Genomic DNA, 20,479 nt, shown 5'->3' on the forward strand with positions numbered 1-20,479 from the left:
GCGTGTTTCACGTACTGAACATCACCTACACGCAGCCCTTGGACGTCGTCGACCAGGCGCGACCCGCGCATCTGGAGTGGCTCGGCAAGCTGGTCGAGGAGCGCCGCATCCTTCTTGCCGGCCGGCTCGAGTCGCAGGGCGGCGCCGTACTCATCGCCTCGGACATGACGGCCGAGGAAGCCGACGCCCTCACCGCCAGCGACCCGTACGTGCACGCCGGGGTCGCCACCTACGAGCGCGTGAGCTTCAACGCCGGTTTCCGCGCCGCCGGGCTCTGACCGGAAATTCACAGCCGGATCCGGGATTAGTTCGGCGCCGGGCGCCGTTGAGTGTGGTGAGGGCCTGACGCACTGCCCCACATTTCGTTACCTTCGCTAATCTTTTGTAGTAGGTAACCGCCGCTAGGCAAGCCGAGAATGAAGAGGACTGATACGCATGACCACGACCGTTTCCGCCTACGCCGCGACCTCAGCGACCAGCCCGCTGACCAAGACCACCATCGAGCGCCGTGACATCGGCCCGCACGACGTGGCATTCGACATCAAGTTCGCGGGCATCTGTCACTCGGACATCCACACCGTCAAGTCCGAATGGGGCCCCGCCAACTACCCCGTCGTACCCGGCCATGAGATCGCCGGTGTCGTTACCGCCGTCGGCTCCGAGGTGACCAAGTACAAGGTCGGCGACCACGTCGGCGTCGGCTGCTTCGTCGACTCGTGCCGCGAGTGCGAGAATTGCCTGGCCGGCCTGCAGCAGTACTGCACCGGCAAGGGCGGCAACATCGGCACCTACAACGCCACCGGCCGCGACGGCACCCCCACCTACGGCGGCTACAGCACCGCCATCGTCGTCGACGAGAACTACGTGCTGCGCATCCCGGACAGCATCCCGCTGGACAAGGCCGCTCCGCTGCTGTGCGCCGGCATCACCCTGTACTCGCCGCTGCGGCACTGGAACGCCGGACCGGGCAAGAAGGTCGCCATCGTCGGTCTCGGCGGTCTCGGTCACGTCGGCGTGAAGCTCGCCGTCGCGATGGGCGCCGAGGTCACCGTGCTGAGCCAGTCGCTCAAGAAGATGGAAGACGGCCTTCGTCTGGGCGCGCACCACTACTACGCCACCAATGACCCGGACACCTTCAAGAAGCTGGCCGGCAGCTTCGACCTGATCATCAACACGGTGTCGGCCAACCTCAACATGGGCCTGTACCTGAACCTGCTGAAGTCCGACGGCACGCTCGTCGAGCTCGGCGCCCCGGAGAAGCCGCTCGAGGTGCCGGTGTTCCCGCTGATCGGCATGCGCCGCACGCTCGCCGGTTCGTTGATCGGCGGCATCCCGGAGACCCAGGAGATGCTGGACTTCTGCGCCGAGCACGACGTCACCCCGGAGATCGAGGTCATCGAGGCGTCGTACGTCAACGAGGCCTACGAGCGCGTCATCGCCAGTGACGTGCGGTACCGCTTCGTGATCGACACCGCGACCATCTAGCCGCGGGTTTCTCGTCAACGCCGAGGATTGCAGTCAAATAGTGACTGCAATCCTCGGCGTAACGCGTTATCGGCCGTCTGTGCCGGGGCCGGCGTCAGGCAACAGGTCCATACCCGCCAACGGCCAGCCGGCCGCGGCCAGTTTGGCAGCCACCCGCGCGACGTTCTCCGGGCCGGCGTCATGGTGGGTGACGTCGGCGATGAACTCGGCGATGTCGTCGCGCTCGATGGGATTGTCGACGTCGGCGGGCGCTGAGGCCTCGGCGATATTGCGCACCACTTCGGCCACCTGCTCCTCGGTCAGCGGCGTGGCCCGCAACAATGCCAGCAGAGGCACCCGGTCGGGGCCTGGGACCCCCTCCGGGTAACCGGCACGCAGCCAGTTCAGCACCGAAAGCAGCAGCGACTTCGTCGACACCCGGTAAGTCTCGCCGCTCCCCGGTCAACCCACCACTGGACGCGCCGACATCGGGGGTTTTCACGTCTGCTCTCGGGGTTCCGGCCACAATCTCCCTTGTGCCCGACGATCCGGTAGACATCCTGCAGCGCTGGGAGCTGGCAGGCGGTGTCTGGCGGATCATCGGCCGCCGCGCACACGAACTGACCATCGGGCTGTTCCAGTGCGACGGCGGTGAGCGCGTCGACGTGATCCGCTCCGGCGATGCGGCACTGCTCGCCTTCGTCGGCGACCGGGAGTCCAACGCGGACTGACCTGCCCCTGTTGACGGAATTTACTGTCACGCATTAATACTTGGAGCATGACGTCCGCTCGCCGCCGTGCTCCGCTGCCCCAGCTGGCCCTTGCCGGCGTGGCCATCGCCCTGCTGCCGACGGGCGTCGCGCAGGCCGATCCCGAGCCGGCACCGGCACCGGCTCCCGTGTCCGCCGGCGTCACCGGCGTCCTCAACGACTGGCAGAAATCCGTCTGTGCGCCAGGCAGTTTCAACCAGGACGATCCGGCGATCGCCGCCCGTGACTGGCCCGGCGCGGTGCGAGCGGGCACCTGCGCGAGCGCGGTGAATCCCGGCCTGACCAACGGCCTGTGGATCACGCAGTGGACCGCCAACAGCGACATGACCTCGGCGCTGCAGCGCAATTTCATGGCGCTGTTCGCATCGGCCGTCAGCGATCAGACGGCGATCATCACCTTCGCGGTGGCCAGCCCCGAGGCACGCAAATCCCTTGAGCCGCTGACGAAGTTCGGGTTCACCATCAACCCGGTGCCGCCGCTGGCCTGACGGCCCCTGCCCCAGAACACCGGTCAATTGATTGCGGGGCGCAGCCGGTTGCCCGAGTGCGCCCCGCCATCACAGCACGTGACTGCGTTTCTAGAAGTCCCAGTCCGAGTCTTCGGTGTTCACGGCCTTGCCGATGACATACGACGAACCCGAGCCCGAGAAGAAGTCGTGGTTCTCGTCGGCGTTGGGCGACAGCGCCGACAGGATCGCCGGGTTCACGTCGGTCTCGTCGCGCGGGAACAGCGCTTCGTAGCCGAGGTTCATCAGCGCCTTGTTGGCGTTGTAGCGCAGGAACTTCTTGACGTCCTCGGTGAGGCCGACGCCGTCGTACAGGTCCTGGGTGTACTCCACCTCGTTGTCGTACAGCTCGAACAGCAGCTCGTAGGTGTAGTCCTTGAGCTCGGTCCGCTTGGCCTCGTCGACCATCGTCAGGCCGCGCTGGTACTTGTAGCCGATGTAGTAGCCGTGCACCGCCTCGTCACGGATGATCAGCCGGATCATGTCGGCGGTGTTGGTGAGCTTGGCGCGCGAGGACCAGTACATCGGCAGGTAAAAGCCGGAGTAGAACAGGAAGCTCTCGAGCAGCGTCGAGGCCACCTTGCGCTTGAGCGGCTCGTCACCCTTGTAGTACTTCATGACGATCTCGGCCTTGCGCTGCAGGTTCGGGTTCTCCTCCGACCAGCGGAAGGCCTCGTCGATCTCGACGGTGGAACACAGCGTCGAGAAGATGTTGCTGTAGCTCTTGGCGTGCACCGACTCCATGAAGGCGATGTTGGTGTAGACGGCCTGCTCGTGCGGGGTCAGCGCATCCGGGATCAGGCTGACGGCGCCGACGGTGCCCTGGATGGTGTCGAGCAGCGTCAGGCCCGTGAAAACCCGCATGGTGAGCTGCTTTTCGCTGTCGGTCAGGGTGCCCCAGGACGGGATGTCGTTGGACACCGGCACCTTCTCCGGCAACCAGAAGTTGCCCGTGAGACGGTCCCAGACCTCCGCGTCCTTCTCGTCCTGCACGCGGTTCCAGTTGATCGCGGAGGCCCGGTCGATCAGCTTCATACCTTCAGACACCGTGACCCCATTTCGCCTGGAACTCTGTTTGCCGGATCGGCACCACAGACACTACCCCTGGTATCTACCCACACCAGGGACCGCTAGACATTGTGTTCGCGTGTCGCGCCCACGAAGCCACTTCAGCGGATGAACTCGTACTCCGTCGACTGGAATTTCCGGGTCTCGAGCCAATATTGCCAGGTCATGCCACTCCACAGGGTGCGGTTCACGCCGTGCTCGTCCATGTACCAGCTGTGGCAACCACCGGTGCTCCACACCGTGCCGGCCAGGTTCTGCTGCAATTCGGCGTTGTACTCGTCCTGGGCGCGGCGGCTCGGCATGAGCGCGGCGGCGCCCGCCTTGTCGGCCGCGGCGATGGCCTGCGCGGCGTAGCGGATCTGAGACTCGATCATGAACACCACCGAGTTGTGGCCCAGTGCGGTATTCGGACCGAGAAGGAAGAATAGGTTCGGCATGTTCGCCACCGTGATGCCGCGGTGCGCCGCCATGCCTTCGCGATTCCACCGGTCGACCAGGTCCTCGCCCCCCAGGCCCTTGATGTCGACGTAGGTGTACGAGTCGGTGACGTGGAAACCGGTGCACCACACCACCACGTCGACGGGATGCTCGACGCCGTCACGGGTGACGATGCCCCCCGCGGTCATCCGCTCGATACCCTCGGTGAAGACCTGTGTCTTCGGGTTGGCGATGCCGCGATAGTAGGTGTCGGAGTTCAGGATTCGCTTGCAGCCCGCCACGTAGTTCGGGGTCAACTTGCGCCGCAGCTCGGGGTCCTTGATGCTGCGGTTGATGTTCCATTTGCCCAGCAGCTCACCGATTTTGAGCAGTCGCGGCTGCTTGGTCATCGCGAAGCCGACGCCTTCGTGAATCCAGTAGATGGCGTCCCGCATGAGCGCCCGGGTCCCCGGCACCCGGCGGAAGGTGTTCTTCATCCATTCCGGAAAGGCGTTGTTGGGCCGGGGCATGACCCACGCCGGGGTGCGCTGGTACAAGTGCAACTCGGACACCTGGTCGACGATCGCGGGCACGATCTGGATGGCGCTGGCGCCGGTCCCGATCACCGCGACACGCTTGCCGGTGATGTCGACGCTGTGGTCCCACTGCGCGGAATGGAAAGCGGCACCACCGGCATTGAGGTATTCGTCGACACCTTGAACTTCGGGCACCGACGGGATGTGCAGCCCGCCCGCTCCGGAGATCAGGAACTGCGCGATGTACTCCTGGCCGTCGGTGTCGTAGATGTGCCAGCGCCGCTCGTCTTCGTCCCAGTGCGCGCGGTCGACGTGGGTGTTGAACCGGATGTTGCGGCGGAGGTTGTGCTTGTCGGTGACGCCCTTGAGGTAGTCGAGGATCTCGGGCTGGAACGACCACATGTGCGTCCAGTCGGCCTTCGGCTCGAAGGAGAACGAGTACATGTGTGACGGGATGTCACACGCGCAGCCGGGATAGGTGTTGTCGCGCCAGGTGCCGCCGACCTCGTCGGCCTTCTCCAGGATCAGGAAGTCGCGCGCACCGAAGCCCTGTTTGCGCAGCGCGATGCCCATGCCCAGCCCGGAGAAACCGGACCCGATGATCACCGCCCGCGTCACGATCGGCTCGGCGGCGACCTCGACGTCGGCGGACTGTTCGGAAACCGTCATGAACCTGCTCTTTCCTGGGAACGGCGGTACCGGATACTTCACAGTGTCCGGTCAGACCATCGAGGTGTCAACGCACCAGTTAGAGCGAGGTGGTCAGCCCACGTTTTATTCGCGGCGGACCGCGTCATGCACCGGCAGATCCAGGTCGAAACGGACCCCCAGCAGCCTGGCGGTGCCGTTGATGGCGCCGATCATGATGGTGGTCATGTGCGCGACGAACTGGTCGCGGGGCAGCCGGCGCGGAGTTTCATCACTACCGCCGAGCCACCAGTCGGTCGCCGATGCGGCCGCGCCGAACAGCGTGAACGCCGCCAGCTCGAAGATGGCCGAATCCAGATCCATGTCCTTGAGTTCGCCGCTGATCATGGCGGCGATCGCCAGGGTGATGTCGCGGCCGCGGTTGACGGTCGTCATCGCGGCAGCGGACTGGTCGGCGAACCTGCCCTGCAGCAGGAAGCGCACCACGTTGGGGTGCTGGTCCACCAGGTCCACATAGTGTTCGACGGCGCGGCCGATGATCTGCCCGGTCGAATCGTGCTCGATGTCGATGGACGGAATGACGGCCGCCCACAACATGTCGCGCATCCGCTCGCCGATCTGCGAGAACATGTCGGATTTGTCGGCGAAGTGCCGGTAGATCTTGGGCTTGGCGGTGCCGGCCTCTTCGGCGATCTCCCGCACACTGACGTTCGGGCCGAGCCGGTCGATCGCGCGGAAAGCGGCGTCGACGATCTCCTCGCGGACCTTGAGCCGGTGTTCGCGCCAGCGCTCGCTACGGGCGTCGACCTTCTCGGGCGCACCCTTGGGCGGAGTGACCTTCACCTGCACGGTGACCGACGGAACGTTCACGCCCGGCACACCAGGAACTTTCACCCCGGCCTGGATGCCGGTGCGTGGAAGAGATGGCCTGCGCACCCCGCCACTGTACCGGGCGGGCCAAATCTGACCTGCTCAGACTGCCCGGCGCGGCGCATGTCACACCTTCGGACGCCTCGTCACAGCCAGCGGATCAACAGGCTGCACGCGTAGCATCGGCGTCAGGCCTCGCCCGAAAGTACCGGCCCGACAAGGAATTGATCACATGGTGCAGCGGTACGACGTCATCGTCGCCGGCGGAGGTCCCGCCGGATCGGCGGCTGCGTGGCAGGCCGCGCAAACCGGCGCCAGCGTGCTCGTCATCGACAAGGCGACCTTCCCGCGCGACAAGCCGTGCGGCGACGGCCTGACGGCCCGCGGAGTCAGCTACCTGCAGAAGATGGGCCTGGCGGACGAGGTCGCCCGGTTCCACCGGATCAATCGGGTCACGGTGTTCAGCCCGCACCAATGGGAGCTGTCGTTCCCGCGCCGCCCCGGCATGCCCGACCACGGCTGCACCGTCAGCCGTACCCACCTGGATGCGCTGTTGCTCGGCCATGCCGCGGCCGCGGGCGCGGAAGTCCGCCAGGGTGGCGAGGTGGCCGGTGTCGAGCGCAACGACGACGGCCGGGTCACCGGAGTGGTCCTCAAGGATGGCGAGACGGTGCACGCGGACGCCGTGATCGCAGCCGACGGCGCCTACTCCCCGATCAAACGAGCGCTGCATGTCGACTCGAGTTATCACGGCTATTCGGCGATCGCCATTCGCGCCGAGATGCCGGCCGACCGTCCCGACTCCGACGCGCTGGAGATCTACCTCAAGCTGCTGTTCGACGGTGACCAGCTGCCCGGCTACGGCTGGGTGTTCCCGATGGGCAACGGCACCTTCAACATTGGCCTCGGCTACGTCAACAGCTACCGCAACTGGCAGGCCATCAACGCCACCCGGTTCCTCGGCGACTTCCTGCACACGCTGCCGCGCGACTGGGCGCTGCCGTCGATCGACGAGTTGAAGAAGAACCGGAGCGTGCGGGCCTGGCGCCTGCCCATGGGGTTCACCGCATGGCCGCCGTGGCAGCCCGGCGTCCTGTTCGCCGGTGACGCGCTGGGCGCCGGCAAGCCGGCCTCCGGTGCGGGCATCTCGAAAGCACTCGAATCCGGTTTGGCCGCAGGCGAATGCGCCGTCGCCGCGTTGACCAACGGCGGTCCCGACGACTTCACCAACTACCAGCAGCGCATCGAGGCGGCGTGGGGACGCGAGTACCGGCGTGGCCGGTTCTTTCACAAGCTGGCCGGCATCCCGTGGGTGGCCGAGGCCGGCCGCCGCGCGGTCGACAGCCGCGTCTTTCGTGATGTGCTGCTCAAGTCGCTGTACAAGAAGGCCGAGGGGCCGGCACACACCTGACTACGCGGCCGGCCGCGCGCCCTTGCCTGACGGCGTGTGATCGGCCTTCGCGCCGGCGGGCGCGTCGTATTTGGTTGTGCTCCTGGTGGATTCGCTTTTCCGGTCGCCGGCTTTGGCGGTCGGCGCCGGGGCTTTGATGCTTGGCGCTGACGTGTCGGCGTCAGATACCGCACGGCCGGGGCCGGCGGATTGCTCCCGCTGGTCGCGGGGCGCCCGGTCGGACTCGACGGAATCTGCCCTTGATCGGCGCAGCTTTCCGGACTTTGCCGGTTTCGCTTGCCCGGCAGATGACGAAGGTGGCGCAGCCGGCGTCGTCGCCCGCTCCGATACAGCGGCCGTCGGCTTCGTCTGCAGCGTGGTCGCTTTCGTCTGCGGCGCCGTGGTTACCGTTACCGGAAGCCGGGTTCCGCCGCTGGGTAGCGCCTGCGGGGTCGTGGTCGACGAGGCGGCGACGGCTGCGGCGGCGCTCGGCGCTTGCGCCGACGTCGGCTTCTGGCCGCCGACCACCTGCAACAGCTTGGCCACCGGACGGGTGATATTCGTCAGCGCCGCAGTCAGATTCACCACCGATTGCCGGATCGCCTTGGCCAGCGGTGAGTTGTCCACCTGCTTCGCCGGGTGATCGGTCGTGGGCGTCACCGGTTCGGTGGCATCCACCGTGGGTTGCGGCAAGGTGGGCGTGTACTTACCGGTGCGGAGAATCTGCATCGACTGCGCGAGCGCCCCGGGCAATTCTTTGAGGGCGGCAGAGATCTTGGCCTGTGGCGTTATCCAGCTGAATTGCTTGACCTGACTGGGATCCGCCGTGCGGTCATAAGCGCTTTCGATGATGACGCGCAGGACCGGGTCCATGGCGTCGACGAGGCGCTGCGCCCCGATCAGGGACGCGGCAAGGCGCAGCGGCGCCAGCAGCGGCAGGCGCTGCGGGAAAGTCACGTACGTGGTGTTGCCCACGGTGGTGCTGACGGTGTTGGAACTGGTCTTGGGCTCCAGCGCATAGCCGGGAAGGACATGTTCGAACATGATGCCCAGCAAGGCGTTGACGACGGCCAGCGGGTTGAAATACGCCGGGAAATCAGCGAATCCGTCGTACTGGTTCTGGTAGACGGTGGTTTGGAATGGGCTGTCGGACGGCCCCGGTCGTCCGAGCGGAAACAGATCACCGAGGATCGGCACACGACTCCACGAGGTGAAGCGTGACAGGATGCCGCCGTTCGGTTGGTACGGATCGCCGATGAGGGTGAAGCTGTAGTCGCCGGCGTGGGCAACATAGGTCGGGTCCTTGGCCATGTCGGCGCGCGCGATCTCGGCGACCTGCGCGCCTTGTGACATGCCGAGGATGGTGATCTTCTCGCCAGATGCCTGTTTGGCGATGTCCTGCTCGAGATAGCCGGCTCCGATGCGTTCGGACTGTTTCAGCGAGTGCGGCCAGTAGGGGACGCCGGACAAGCCCGGCAGCGCGGAGATGATCGGCCATTCGACGTTGATCTGCCCCGGGTATGGCACAACGTGGAATGAATCTCCTTGGGGGACAGCCGTTCCGTAGAAGAACATCGGGATGCTCAGCCCGAGGGGGTCGAACGATCCCCCGATGCCGATCGTGGTGTCGACGAGCCGTACGGCGGCCTGCGACACGATCGGCGCGGCCGGCGTCGATACGCCGACTACAGCCGCTGCGGCGATACCGACCGCGACACCCCTCGCCAGGACCGTGGTCGTCCGTCGCGGTGATTGCAATTGTGTTGAATTGACCCCCATAGCCGCAGGACGTTATAGCAACCACTCATTCAGAACAAGAACTCTTGTCAAAAACAAGAACTCTTGTCAAACCGGTGCGCGATCGGGTGCGCCGGAGTATGGCGCGGCCGGCGATCAGCGCACCGAGGCGGCGATACCCGCCCGGACCACCGCCATGAAGCTCGTCAGATTCCCGATGAGAGTGTCGATGCTCGGCCGTGATTCGGTGTCGGGCTCGTAATCGTGCAGCCAGTCGGCAACCGCCTCGAACAGACCGCCGACCGTCAAGACCGCCAGCGCATGAAAGTCGATCGTGGCGAGGTCCGCGATCTCTGGGAACTCGCGACGCCGCCACAACTCTTCGACAAACGTTGCGGTCCAACGCCGATTCTCGCGGCGCTGCCGCTCGACCCGTGGCGAGATGCCTGCGCATTCCCCGAACGCCACCACCGCGATCCTGGGGTCGTCGACCAGGGCGTGGGCAAACGCCGACAGCAGCCGCTCGACCATATCGTCGTTGTCAGCGGTGGTGTCCTCGAGGATCTCGACAACCTGGCGTTCGATTCGCTCGGCGATCTGCCGGAGCAACTCGATGTAGCAGTCTTCCTTGCTGTCGAATGTCTCGTAGAACGCCTTGTTTCCCACGAACGCGTTCTGGCAGATCTGCTCGATCGAGGTGTTGGCATAACCGTCGCGCGCGATCAACTCGAACGCGGACGCCAGCAGTTGTTCCCGGCGGTGAACTCGACGCTGCTCGGCATCGAGACCACGGATCGTACGCGGAGCTCGTGATGTCGCGGATCGTGGCGCGGTGGTGCGTTTACCTGCGCCCGCCGACGGTCTGCTCATGGCCTGGGAGTGTAGTAGCGCTGAGCAAACGCCAGGGGCTACAACGGCGTCAGCGCCGACCGCGCTTGGCCTGGCCTGACTTTCGGGCCGATTTGCCCACGGCACTCTTCCCGGCAGCCGCCCGGGCCGCCTGCTTGGCAAGGGTCTTCTCGCGCGCGCTGCGTTTCGGCGCCGGCTCGGCCTGGCCCCGCGACGAACTGGCCTTCCGGCCCCGCACGATGCCGATGAACTCCTCGACCAGTTCCGACTGTTCCCCTTCCGGAAAGGCCAGTGCGACGGGGCAGGTGGGCGCGTCGGTGATCGGCCGGTACGTGAGATCCTTGCGGTGATACAGCCGCGCGAGCGACTGCGGCACGATGAGGGCACCCATGCCGGTCGCGACGAGTTCTATTGCGCCCTCTGTGGTTTCGGGCCGGTACTCGACCGCGTTTCCCGGGGCATCCGCCCAGCCGACGACGTCGTCGAGCGGCACGAGGATCGGCTCGCCGTCGAGGTCCGTGGCGGTGATCTCGTCGGCCGCGGTGAGCACATGATCGGTCGGCACCACAGCCACCGTCGTCTCCTCATACAGCGCGATGACGGCCAGCCCCGTCGTGTCCGCCGGCAGCCGGAGCAGCGCCACGTCGACGGCGCCGGCCCGCAGCGCGTCGGCCGCATCGGCCGCCGAGACCGGATGCAGAATCAGCGCCGACTCGGGATGACGCTCGGCCCAGATCCGCGCCCACTTCGCGGGCGTCCCACCGGGGACGTACCCGAGAGTCAATGAGGCCGACGAGGACGGTGTCACGGCGATCACGCTACCCAAACGCGCGTCGGGCGGTTCGTGGTCAGCGCCGATAATTGAGGCATGACCGAGCTCGGCGTCTTCACGTTCCATCTCGTCGAGCTGCCTGTCACGGCGACGGTGCCGCTGCTGCGGCGACCACCGCCGCCCGACCGGGTGGCCGGGCTGCGCTACGCCGAATGTCTGTCCCTGATGCGGCTCGGCGCCCCGACCATCTCCCCCGACCGGCTGCAGTTGCGGCGGCTGGCGATGTTCGCCCGGTGGGAGGACGAGGCCGCGATCGACGCATTCCTGGCCGGTGCGGGCGCGCGGTTCGCCACGGGCTGGCATGTCCGGATGACGTTTCTGCGGCGCTGGTCCACGCTCGTGGCGCTCCCCGATCTACCGCAGGAGGCCGAGGCTTCCGACGATGACGAGCCCGTCGTCGCCGTCACCCTGGCCCGGATGCGACTGCCCGAAGTCCCGCGCTTCCTCACGTGGGGCAAGCCGGTCGAGCGATTGGTGCGCGACCATCCGGACGCCACCCTGGCGTTGGCCGCGATGCGTCCGCCCCGTTCGATCTCGACCTTCTCGATCTGGACCTCGGTGCGGGCGATGACTGGGATGGTGCACGGCCGGGGTGGTGTGACCGAGGTCGCCGACCCGGCTCGACATGCCGATGCGATGGCCGAGCGCCGGCGCCGCGACTTCCACCGCGAGTTCGCGACCTACCGGTTCCGGCCGCTGTCCGAACACGGCTACTGGGACGGGCGTACCGGTTACGTCCCGCGGCGTTCCAGCTTGTAGTGCAGGCGGACGGCCGGCAGGTTCCACATCCGCAGCACATGGTCGGTGCGAAGTACCTGCTCACGGTCGACGTAGAGGTCGAACGTCTCATGCACGGGTACCCGCCGCGCGAAGTAGCGCCCGCGGTCGCGCACCAGGACGTACGCCCCGTCAGCGCCCCACGGGCCGGCCGGGGAAGACAACCGCAGACCGCCGTCCGGCAGGTGCTGCGGCCGCAGGAAGACCTGGACGTTGCCCTCTTCCAACGGGAACGTCACGTGCACGCTGGCCCGGTCGGCACCGGGAAGCGTTCTGCGCGAATAGCATCCGCTGAACACGGTGTCGCCGTTGCCGCGCAAGGTCCGGATCCAGCCGGCCGCGACCTGCGCGCCGGTGCCGTCGGTGATCACCGAGACCCGACCATCGATGCCGCGTGCCACGTCAAGGGGACGCATCGGTAGCGCCAGTTGCTGTACCCGCTTACCGAACATGCGCGATATCAATTCGCCGCCCGGCCAGAACAACGGTGACCAGCTGCTCCACACCTCCATCCGCCAGCGCGCCGTGTGGGTGTAGAAGTCGTGAATCATCGGGTGGACGGCCGCGGCATCGAATCCGGACCCGGACAGTCCCTCGAGATCGGGCTGCAAACCGGCGTCGGGGTCGTCGTCGCGCAGCGCGCCACCGCGGCGGGCCGCTTCATCACGCAGCCAGTTGTTCCCGCCGCCCCGGGACCCGAGTGGCGCCTGCAGCCAGGCATCGACGCCGTCGAGGTCGACGCCTCTGCCGGTGGCCCGCCAGAACTTGCGGGTCGCGAGATCCAGAGTCGAAAACTCCACGTCGCGGATCGTACGGGGTCATCGCAGCGACCTACCGATAGGCTGATGCCCATGAGCAGGCCCAACGCGCAGTCCATGAAACCCGCCACCGCGGCGAAGAAGCTGGACGTGTACTTGCCCGCGACACCTGCCGAGTTCCAGGAGAACGCGATCACCCGCGCCGACCTGGCGGCGCTGCAGGCCGATCCGCCACAGTGGCTCAAGGACCTTCGCAAGAACGGGCCGCACCCCAAGAACCTGGTGGCCGCCAAGCTGGGTATCTCGATCGCCGGCCTCGCACGCGGCGGCGTCGAGAAGGCGCTGACCACCGAGCAGATCGACGCCCTGCTCGAGGAGAAGCCGGACTGGCTGATCATCGAACGCGAGAGCTACCAGCAGGTACTGCGCGAGCAGCGGCGGATCAAGGCACTGCACGCGGATCAGGCGCGCGAAGCCTGACGACCGGTCGCCACCTACCACCGGTCGTCACAGCAGCACTCACCAGAGATCGAAGCCCACGTTGGTGTTGGGGTAATGGCTGCTGAAGCTGTGATTGATCCAGTAGTTCTTGGCGAGAAAACCGGTGACACTGGTGTTCGCGACATTCGTGTTGGTCTTCGAGTCGTTGACCTCGTAGGTGGCGGTCGGGCCGCCGACACCAACCCGGTAGGCGACGTGCATGTCGAGCGAGTCGCCCTGTGGCGCAACGGCTGTCACGGTTTCGGTGGCGCCGGGTGCCAGTAGCCGCTGAGGACCGTCGACCCATTTGCCGTTGGGGCTCGTCCCGTCATCGAGCAGGAACTGCACCTTGTCGGTGTGGTTGGTGATCGTCATGGCGATGGTCGGCTCGCCGGGATGAGTGACCGGCATGGTTCCCGCGTGGGCGACCGCGGCGAAGGACAGCGCGGCGGCGATCCCCGTTCCTGCTGCGGCGATCCGAGCCGTCGTGATGTTCATGGGGCCTCCTGTACGTGAATGTTGTGATCCGAGAAGGGGTTTGGGCCGTCTCTTGACACCGACAACTATTTCGCGAGCGGCCACTTTCCGGATTCCCCCGAACAGCGGATTCGCCGGTGGAACCGTTCTCCCCCGATCGGCGGACAGACCGAGGCCGCTGAACAGCCGCCATGCCGATCTGCTTTGGTAGAGGCGATGGCTACACCAAACGCGCCGCTGGGCATTGCCACGTTCAACGTCAACGGGATCCGGGCGGCACGCCGTCGCGGCTTCGACGCCTGGCTCGCCGGGCGCGGACTCGACGTGGTGGCCCTGCAGGAGTTGCGCTGCCCGCCCGACCAGGTCGGCGAATTCGACGGCTATCACGCGGCGATGGATTCCGGCTCGATCCCGGGCCGCAACGGCGTCGCCATCCTGACGCGCGACGCGCCGACGGCCGTGCGGACCTGGGTCTCGCATCCCCCGCGCACCCGGGGGCTCGGGACATTCGCGAACGAGGGGCGGTACCTCGAGGTCGACCTCGCGCACGCTCCCCTCACAGTGGCATGCCTCTATCTGCCGAAAGGCGGCCTGCCGGCGCACCTGCAGCGGCCCGGCAACATGCGCGATCTGCCCGACGGCGGCGCCAAGTACGACAGGAAGATGCGCTTCCTCGGGGCGTTCGCGCGCGAGCTGAGCCGCAACCGGCGGGCGGCGCTCGCGGCGGGCCGCGAGTTCCTGCTGCTCGGCGATCTGAACCTGGCGCACCTTCCGCACGACGTGACGAATTGGCGGCCCGCACAGAAGATGGAGGGCTTCCTCCCCGAGGAACGCGCCTGGCTGGACGCACAGATCGGGCCGCGCACACTCGTCGACGTGGTGCGGACGCTGCATGGTGACCGGCCCGGGCCGCTGTCCTGGTGGAGTTGGGCCGGCGAGTCGTTCGTCAAAGACGTGGGCTGGCGCATCGATCACCACCTGGCCACGCCGCGGCTCGCGCGGACCGCTATGTCGGTGACGGTCGACAAGGAAGCCGCGCCCGACGCGCGGCTGTCCGACCACGCGCCTGTGGTTGTGCGCTACGCCTTCCCCTGAACCGCCGCGCGATGAGTTGTGCGCGGGTCGGCTGTCTACCCCTGTGACGGCACCCGCTTCCGGGCGCCGCGGACCACAGGAGCAGCCCGATGCACGCCATGATCTTCGTTCACCTGCCCGTCGCCGACGTCGCGCGCTCGCGGAAGTTCTTCTCCGGGCTCGGCTATGCGGTCAACGAGACGTTCAGCAATGACAACGCAGTGACACTGGTGCTGGGCGAGAACCAGTTCGCAATGCTAACGCAGCGCGACGTCTTCGATTCCCTGCACTCGGCCGAGACCGCCGACGCGTCAAAGACGAAGGAGTGCGTCATCTGTCTGGCGGTCGACAGCCGCGGATGTGTCGACAAGCTCGTCGACGGCGCCATCGCCGCGGGCGCAACGCCGGGCGATACCGACGACGAGGACTTCATGTACGGCCGCAGCTACCACGATCTCGACGGCCACTCCTGGCAGATGTTCTCGATGAACGTTGCCGCCACGTAGTCCAAAAAACTGGCCTTGGCCAACATTGCACGCCGCTACGATTTCCCAGCATGCAGTCAGCATTCGCACAGGATCACGACCTGACGGACAGCCCGATCGATCCGTCATGGGTCGTCGACGGCAAGCCACGGGCACGGTCGCGGCGCTGGCACACCAGTGGCGACTCGGCAGTCGAGTTCTATATCTGGGACTGCTCGGCCGGCACCTTCGACTGGACCTTCGTCGTAGAGGAGACGGTGCACATCGTCGCCGGCGAGGTCCGCATCGGTGACCCGCAGACCGGAACCTGGCTCCGGGCGGGCGATTCCGCGGTTTTCGCCGCAGGCACCACCTACCGGTGGCACGTCCCAGACTACGTCCGCAAGCACGCCACTCTGCGCACCCCGCTCCCGACACTGCTGATCCGGGTGGGGCGCGTCGCGACGCGGGTCGGTCGTCGCCTGGCATCCACGATCCCGAGTCGCGGGCAGTCCGTCGGAGTCAATGTCCCCCGCGCACGCCGAGCAACGTGAGGGCCGCGGCCACCTCGATCGGGTTACGCGCAAAGGGTTTCGGCAGGAGTTCGTCGACACGCGCGAGGCGCCGGTCGATGGTGTTGCGGTGGGTGTACAACCGTTCGGCGGTGCTCGTCCGATTGAGTCCCTCATCGACGTAGGTCAGGACCGTCTGGTGCAGCACCGGGCTGGCGTCCTTCAATTCACCGAGCACGTCCGCCACGAACTGATCGGCCGACGACAGATCCGTCGACAACAGGTCCACGAGGTGGACGTCCTCGTAGCGCACGATGGACAGCGCGGAGCCCAGCCGCGCCAAGAGCCGTTGCGCTGCAGCGGCATCCATGTGCGTCCGCCGGAAGCCGCTCACCCCAGCGGCCGGGCGGCCCAGAGCTACGCGCACACCAGGCCGTCGTCCCAGGCGCTCGGCGAGATCAGCAGCTGTTGGCGTTGCCTTCGCCGGTATCCACAGCCACAACGCAGCGGTACCGGCGACCACCGTCAGTCGCCGGTCCGCGTCGCACGCCCGCATCACCTGTTCACTGGCGCGCTCGAGCAAGCCGACGTCCTGCTCCGAATCCACCCAGACCACGACGCCGATGTGCGAACCGGTCAGCGCGTAGCCGAGCTGCGCTTCGGCGCGCGATGGTGCGATGTCCGCGCCCTGGAGCAGGAGCTCGACGGTGGCGTACCGCTGCAGCTGCGAGCCACCGGCGAACTCTTCTCGGACGCGGCCCACGTGTGCCGCCAGTTCCTCGATGGAATCGTCGACGAATGTGGCAAGCGAATTGCCCGTGATCTCGATGAGTTCACGGAGTTGTTCCGCATCGTCGGTCGCCTTGAAGCAAGCGGCCAGCCACCATTTCCACCCGACACGTTGAGCGGATCGCCACGATGCGACATCGTCGGTCGTCAGGCCACGCAGGACCACATCACGTGCGTAGGTGCGCATGGCGCTTCCCGTCGCGGGAGCGACCCGGCGGCCCGGTTCGGCGATGTTGGATGTCAGCCAATGCTTGAGGTTGGCGACCGTCAGGCTCGCGTCGGCCTCCGCGAGTACCGGGTCGTCGGCGATCGCCCGGTACCGCGAGTCGCGAAGGGACGCCGCGGTCAGATCGGCGACCACTTCGCCGGACCTCGTCAGCATCGACTCAGCGAGTTCCCGGATCAGCCGGCGGACCGGATCGGATGCATCGGGCCACAGCTGATCCGGTGTCATGGCAACAGTCTGCCGCTTACAGACCGAGGTGATCGGCGAGTTCGCGGTAGTCGACCATCCACAGGCCGGGCGAGCCCGTGGGGTACTGCGAGCGGAAGCCGAGGATGCGCTGGACGCGCTCCGGCAGGGTCTTCACCACCTCCCGGTCGACCAGGAACGGGTAGGCCTCCTCCCCGACCAGGAAGCCCGGGTTGAACGCGAAAGACACCGCGCGGCGGTACTCATCGGAGGTGACGTTGGCGCCACCCCCGTGTGCGGTCTTGCCGCTGAAGAAGAGGGCATCGCCGGCGTTCATGATCGCGGGGACCGTCTGCTCGGGCGTCCCGCGGTCCTGGAAATCGGGCCACTTGTGGCTGCCCGGGATGACGCGGGTGGCGCCGTTCTCCTCGGTGAAGTCCGTGAGGGCGATGAGGAAGTTGAGGGTGATCTCCGGGCCGGCGGGGCCCATGCCGACGAAGGGGTACCAGTTCTCGAGGTCGCGGTGCAGGAACTGCGCGCGGTTGCCGGGGCCGATCTCGATCACCTGGGCAGTGGTCATCCAGTACGTGCCCGATTCCTCGAGGAAGGTCGCATCACACAGGGCGTGCACCAGGTCGTGGTTGATGATCTCGTTGCGGAAGACCGGGCTGTGGGTGACCAGGTTCGTCAGGCGCTTGGTGTTGGCGCCGTGGAACTCGTTGACGATCTCGAGCTCGTGCTTGCCGCCGGGAGTCAGCGCGGTGAGGGGGCCCTCGATCTCGGCGTTGAACCGGGTGACCTGCTCCGGGGTCAGCAGACCCTCGATGATCACCCCGCCGTCCTCGGCGACGATGGCACGGATATCCGCGACGTCCGCGGTGTGAGGAAGCTTCCGGAGGTTCGAAACAGCGGTTGTCATCGCGTGATCTCTTTCTGCGAGTTGAACTTTGGGGGGACGCCGAGCTGCTGGTGTGGCGTTCGTCTCACTATTGCCGTTGGGGCCGGTGGTGTGCCATGGCACCTCTCAACCAATCGAGCGGGCGGACGGTGCATATTGCACCTATCGGTTGGGGTCGCCGGCCAGCTGCCGCTTCAGTTCGAATTTCTGAATCTTGCCGGTGGCCGTCTTGGGGAGTGCGGTGAACTCGATGCGGTCCGGGACCTTGAATTTCGCGACGCGGTCGAGCAGGTGGGCCCGCAGTTCCGCACTCGTGACAGCCGCACCTGGGCGCAGCGAGACGAACGCCGCGGGCCGCTCACCCCAATGCTCGTGCGGCATGCCGACAACCGCGGCCTCCAGCACGGCGGGGTGCTCGAGGATGGCGCTCTCGATCTCGACCGAGCTGATGTTCTCGCCACCGGAGATGATGACATCCTTTGCACGGTCACGGATTTCGAGGTAGCCGTCGGGGTGACGCACCGCGAGATCGCCACTACGGAACCAGCCGTCCGGCACCGCCGCCGCAGTGGCGGCCATATCTCGGTAGTACGCGGGGGTGACGTTGTTTCCCCGCAACGCGATCTCGCCGATCGTTGCACCGTCTGCGGGGACGTCCCGGCCCTTTTCATCCACCACCCGAACCGGGTCGGTGACGATGTTGCCGACGCCCTGGCGGGCGTTCAGGCGGTCACGCTCGTCAGCAGACGACGAGTCCCACTCCTGCTTCCATTCGTTGATGACGGCCGGGCCGTAGGTCTCGGTCATGCCGTAGAGATGGGTGACCGCGAGGCCACAGGCACGGGCCCGCGCAAGCAGTGCGGGTGCGGGAGGCGCTCCGCCGGTGGCCACCCACACGGTTTGTTCCGCTCGCTTCGCAGGCGGCTGCGAGGTCATGGTCGACAGGACCGTCGGCGCCGCGCACATGTGGGTGATCGCGTGGTCCTCGACAGCGGTCCAAATCGCATACGCCTCGACCTTGGGCAGGCACACGTGGGTGGCGCCGGCCGCGGTGACCGCCCAGGTGAAGCACCACCCGTTGCAGTGGAACATCGGCAGCGTCCACAGATACGCCGAGTTGAGGTTCAGGCCCGAATGGAAGGCCATGGCCAGCGCCTGCAGGTAGGCGCCGCGGTGGGTGTACACCACCCCCTTCGGCTTACCCGTGGTACCCGACGTGTAATTGATTGCCACCGTGGCGAATTCGTCGTCACAGGCAACATCCACCGGCGCTGCCGACGCCACGTAGTGCTCGTATTGCTCACTGCCGGCGATGACCTTCACGGTGCCGCAGACCAACTCGGCCGCCTCCCGCGCGACCGCGATCAGCGGGTCCGTTGCGATCAGCACCTCGGCTCTGCTGTGCTTGAGGATGTATGCGATGTCCCCTGCGCTCAGGCGAGAGTTCAGCGGCACCAGAACCCCACCCGCGTAGGGCACCCCGTAATGCGCCTCGAGCATTTCCAGGGTGTTGTGCGCCAACACCGCGACGCGGGCACCCGGCCCCAGTCCGTCGGCAACCAGCGCGCCCGCGAGGTGCCGGCAGCGCCCATGCAGATCGCGGTACGTCAGCACGCGTGCGCCGTCGATGACGGCGACCTTGTCCCCGTGCACCGCTGCGGCTCGATCGAGAAAACGCACCGGGTTCAGCGCCGACACTGCATGTGTCACAGCGATCCATCTTCAAGCAGCCGAGAACCTTTCGATGCCAGGGCACGTGTGGGCAGATCACCCATCGACAGAAACCCGCTGGGCGCGTCAATGACCGCCGTCACGGCATTGACCGCAGCTGCGATGGTGCTCACAAACGATTCGAAGCCGGTCAGTGATGTCAGCTCGATCGTCTGGTCAGCGCCTTCGATGCGGTAATCATCACCCGCGGTGAGCGAGTCACTCCGGTCGAAGAAGCCGAACATGATCTCGAGGTCGATCACCGCACGGCCGCCGCGCAATCCGCGGGCGGCGTGGGTGACGGCCGCGATCTGGCCGGATTCGACGGTGATGTGCTCGCCGACGCGAGTGATCTCGCTGACCACCGCAGGCGCCACCCGGTCGACCTCGATAGCGTCCAAGGTCCAGCCGAGGCCGCTCGCCAGCGCGCCGATCGATTGTTCGAAACCGTAGTGGCCGGCCACATCTCCAGATTCCTGTGCCGCGGCGAACTGCGCGGGCGTCAGTCCCAGGCCGAACTTCGACAGGATCGCCCCGTACCGCGACATGTTGGTGCGACGGCGGATGATCACGCGGTCGACACGTTGGGTGAGAGTGGTCAGCAGCAGGGGCAGGGTGTCCATGAGGACACCGGGGTTGGCCCCGGTACCCAGCACGGTGACGCCGTGCGCTTTGGCGGTGTCATCGAGACGACACGAGATCTCCGGGTGACTCGACCACGGGTACGCCAGTTCCTCGCAGATGCTCATCACGTTGTAACCACGCTCAAGTAGCGGGACGAGGGTGTCGGCCACGTGATTCAGATCCGACGTCGTCGCGACGATCGCCAGGTCCGCCGGGGGCAGACCCGCGGGATCGTCGACGACGGTCACGCCGGTCGCCGCGCTGCCGACGAGGACGCCGAGATCCGTGCCGACGACCGCGGGATTGCGGTCGGCCGCACCGACGATCTGGACGTCGGTGCGTCGCAACAGGGATTGCGCCATGGCGCGGCCGGTGGCGCCGAGGCCCACCATCACGATTCGTTGTGCCATTTTTCGT

Annotated in this window: 23 protein-coding genes; 10 read left to right on the forward strand and 13 right to left on the reverse strand. The window is 66.5% G+C overall.

Going from position 1 to position 20,479, the window contains the following annotated elements; genetic code table 11:
* Positions 1 to 2 precede the first annotated feature (2 nt).
* Both ACJH7A_RS08770 and ACJH7A_RS08775 read left to right on the forward strand, forming a co-directional pair.
* Positions 3 to 278 carry a YciI family protein gene (locus tag ACJH7A_RS08770; protein WP_064859063.1) on the forward strand — a complete coding sequence of 92 codons (276 nt, stop codon included), beginning with the start codon at positions 3 to 5 and terminating at the stop codon, positions 276 to 278.
* Between the two features lie 157 nt (positions 279 to 435).
* On the forward strand, positions 436 to 1,485 hold the full coding sequence (locus ACJH7A_RS08775) for an NAD(P)-dependent alcohol dehydrogenase (protein WP_064859062.1): 1,050 nt from the start codon (positions 436 to 438) through the stop codon (positions 1,483 to 1,485).
* A gap of 66 nt (positions 1,486 to 1,551) precedes the next feature.
* Here ACJH7A_RS08775 and ACJH7A_RS08780 read toward each other — a convergent pair whose 3' ends face one another.
* The gene (locus tag ACJH7A_RS08780; RefSeq protein ID WP_064859061.1) at positions 1,552 to 1,902 is read right to left on the reverse strand and encodes a DUF3349 domain-containing protein; all 351 of its coding nucleotides are present in this window, start codon (positions 1,900 to 1,902) and stop codon (positions 1,552 to 1,554) included.
* Positions 1,903 to 2,000: 98 nt separating this feature from the next.
* Between ACJH7A_RS08780 and ACJH7A_RS08785 the strand changes: the two genes are divergently transcribed.
* Both ACJH7A_RS08785 and ACJH7A_RS08790 read left to right on the forward strand, forming a co-directional pair.
* On the forward strand, positions 2,001 to 2,195 hold the full coding sequence (locus ACJH7A_RS08785; protein WP_110767288.1) for a hypothetical protein: 195 nt from the start codon (positions 2,001 to 2,003) through the stop codon (positions 2,193 to 2,195).
* A gap of 47 nt (positions 2,196 to 2,242) precedes the next feature.
* A complete protein-coding gene (locus ACJH7A_RS08790; RefSeq protein ID WP_133427146.1) occupies positions 2,243 to 2,722 on the forward strand; it encodes a hypothetical protein in 480 nt (159 codons plus the stop codon).
* A 90-nt stretch (positions 2,723 to 2,812) separates the two neighbouring features.
* Here ACJH7A_RS08790 and nrdF read toward each other — a convergent pair whose 3' ends face one another.
* The 3 genes from nrdF to ACJH7A_RS08805 form a co-directional block, all read right to left on the reverse strand.
* Positions 2,813 to 3,775: a class 1b ribonucleoside-diphosphate reductase subunit beta gene (gene nrdF, locus ACJH7A_RS08795; protein WP_138249861.1), complete on the reverse strand. Its 963-nt coding sequence runs from the start codon at positions 3,773 to 3,775 to the stop codon at positions 2,813 to 2,815.
* A 134-nt stretch (positions 3,776 to 3,909) separates the two neighbouring features.
* Entirely contained in the window at positions 3,910 to 5,430 is a 1,521-nt protein-coding gene (locus tag ACJH7A_RS08800; RefSeq protein ID WP_406801789.1) for a flavin-containing monooxygenase, read from the reverse strand.
* 105 nt (positions 5,431 to 5,535) lie between these two features.
* Entirely contained in the window at positions 5,536 to 6,258 is a 723-nt protein-coding gene (locus tag ACJH7A_RS08805; protein ID WP_406801810.1) for a TetR/AcrR family transcriptional regulator, read from the reverse strand.
* A gap of 253 nt (positions 6,259 to 6,511) precedes the next feature.
* On the opposite strand from ACJH7A_RS08805, the gene ACJH7A_RS08810 reads away from it, so the two are divergent.
* Positions 6,512 to 7,690, forward strand: a complete 1,179-nt coding sequence (locus ACJH7A_RS08810; protein WP_346416768.1) for a geranylgeranyl reductase family protein — start codon at positions 6,512 to 6,514, stop codon at positions 7,688 to 7,690.
* On the opposite strand, the gene ACJH7A_RS08815 is transcribed toward ACJH7A_RS08810, so the two are convergent.
* The 3 genes from ACJH7A_RS08815 to ACJH7A_RS08825 all read right to left on the reverse strand — a co-directional run bounded on the left by ACJH7A_RS08815 (position 7,691) and on the right by ACJH7A_RS08825 (position 11,072).
* Positions 7,691 to 9,448 carry a PE-PPE domain-containing protein gene (locus tag ACJH7A_RS08815; RefSeq protein WP_406801790.1) on the reverse strand — a complete coding sequence of 586 codons (1,758 nt, stop codon included), beginning with the start codon at positions 9,446 to 9,448 and terminating at the stop codon, positions 7,691 to 7,693.
* Between the two features lie 114 nt (positions 9,449 to 9,562).
* Positions 9,563 to 10,276, reverse strand: coding sequence for a TetR/AcrR family transcriptional regulator (locus ACJH7A_RS08820; RefSeq protein WP_406801791.1), 714 nt, complete (start codon positions 10,274 to 10,276; stop codon positions 9,563 to 9,565).
* Positions 10,277 to 10,325: 49 nt separating this feature from the next.
* On the reverse strand, positions 10,326 to 11,072 hold the full coding sequence (locus ACJH7A_RS08825) for a LysR family substrate-binding domain-containing protein (RefSeq protein ID WP_406801811.1): 747 nt from the start codon (positions 11,070 to 11,072) through the stop codon (positions 10,326 to 10,328).
* Positions 11,073 to 11,123: 51 nt separating this feature from the next.
* Between ACJH7A_RS08825 and ACJH7A_RS08830 the strand changes: the two genes are divergently transcribed.
* Entirely contained in the window at positions 11,124 to 11,846 is a 723-nt protein-coding gene (locus ACJH7A_RS08830; protein ID WP_406801792.1) for a hypothetical protein, read from the forward strand.
* Here the strand turns inward: ACJH7A_RS08830 and ACJH7A_RS08835 are convergent.
* Positions 11,819 to 12,664, reverse strand: a complete 846-nt coding sequence (locus ACJH7A_RS08835) for a hypothetical protein (RefSeq protein WP_406801793.1) — start codon at positions 12,662 to 12,664, stop codon at positions 11,819 to 11,821. The two genes, ACJH7A_RS08830 and ACJH7A_RS08835, sit on opposite strands and share 28 nt — an antisense overlap.
* A gap of 51 nt (positions 12,665 to 12,715) precedes the next feature.
* Between ACJH7A_RS08835 and ACJH7A_RS08840 the strand changes: the two genes are divergently transcribed.
* Positions 12,716 to 13,102: a DUF5997 family protein gene (locus tag ACJH7A_RS08840; RefSeq protein WP_138249832.1), complete on the forward strand. Its 387-nt coding sequence runs from the start codon at positions 12,716 to 12,718 to the stop codon at positions 13,100 to 13,102.
* Positions 13,103 to 13,141: 39 nt separating this feature from the next.
* Here ACJH7A_RS08840 and ACJH7A_RS08845 read toward each other — a convergent pair whose 3' ends face one another.
* Positions 13,142 to 13,600, reverse strand: coding sequence for a hypothetical protein (locus tag ACJH7A_RS08845; protein WP_212813770.1), 459 nt, complete (start codon positions 13,598 to 13,600; stop codon positions 13,142 to 13,144).
* Positions 13,601 to 13,795: 195 nt separating this feature from the next.
* Here ACJH7A_RS08845 and ACJH7A_RS08850 point away from each other — a divergent pair, with 195 nt between their 5' ends.
* The 3 genes from ACJH7A_RS08850 to ACJH7A_RS08860 all read left to right on the forward strand — a co-directional run bounded on the left by ACJH7A_RS08850 (position 13,796) and on the right by ACJH7A_RS08860 (position 15,671).
* A complete protein-coding gene (locus ACJH7A_RS08850; RefSeq protein WP_406801794.1) occupies positions 13,796 to 14,674 on the forward strand; it encodes an exodeoxyribonuclease III in 879 nt (292 codons plus the stop codon).
* A gap of 89 nt (positions 14,675 to 14,763) precedes the next feature.
* Positions 14,764 to 15,159 carry a VOC family protein gene (locus ACJH7A_RS08855; RefSeq protein ID WP_406801795.1) on the forward strand — a complete coding sequence of 132 codons (396 nt, stop codon included), beginning with the start codon at positions 14,764 to 14,766 and terminating at the stop codon, positions 15,157 to 15,159.
* A 50-nt stretch (positions 15,160 to 15,209) separates the two neighbouring features.
* Positions 15,210 to 15,671 (forward strand): cupin domain-containing protein, encoded by a 462-nt coding sequence (locus ACJH7A_RS08860; RefSeq protein WP_406801796.1) that lies wholly within the window; start codon positions 15,210 to 15,212, stop codon positions 15,669 to 15,671.
* On the opposite strand, the gene ACJH7A_RS08865 is transcribed toward ACJH7A_RS08860, so the two are convergent.
* From ACJH7A_RS08865 to ACJH7A_RS08880, 4 genes are all read right to left on the reverse strand, one after another.
* Positions 15,640 to 16,872, reverse strand: coding sequence for a PucR family transcriptional regulator (locus ACJH7A_RS08865; RefSeq protein WP_406801797.1), 1,233 nt, complete (start codon positions 16,870 to 16,872; stop codon positions 15,640 to 15,642). The two genes, ACJH7A_RS08860 and ACJH7A_RS08865, sit on opposite strands and share 32 nt — an antisense overlap.
* A gap of 16 nt (positions 16,873 to 16,888) precedes the next feature.
* On the reverse strand, positions 16,889 to 17,749 hold the full coding sequence (locus ACJH7A_RS08870) for a phytanoyl-CoA dioxygenase family protein (protein ID WP_406801798.1): 861 nt from the start codon (positions 17,747 to 17,749) through the stop codon (positions 16,889 to 16,891).
* Between the two features lie 141 nt (positions 17,750 to 17,890).
* On the reverse strand, positions 17,891 to 19,438 hold the full coding sequence (locus tag ACJH7A_RS08875; RefSeq protein WP_406801799.1) for an AMP-binding protein: 1,548 nt from the start codon (positions 19,436 to 19,438) through the stop codon (positions 17,891 to 17,893).
* Positions 19,435 to 20,472 carry a dihydrodipicolinate reductase gene (locus tag ACJH7A_RS08880; RefSeq protein ID WP_406801800.1) on the reverse strand — a complete coding sequence of 346 codons (1,038 nt, stop codon included), beginning with the start codon at positions 20,470 to 20,472 and terminating at the stop codon, positions 19,435 to 19,437. Before ACJH7A_RS08880 ends, ACJH7A_RS08875 begins: the two co-directional genes overlap by 4 nt.
* Positions 20,473 to 20,479 lie beyond the last annotated feature (7 nt).

The organism is Mycobacterium sp. SMC-17 (assembly GCF_045310915.1).
GTDB lineage: Bacteria > Actinomycetota > Actinomycetes > Mycobacteriales > Mycobacteriaceae > Mycobacterium.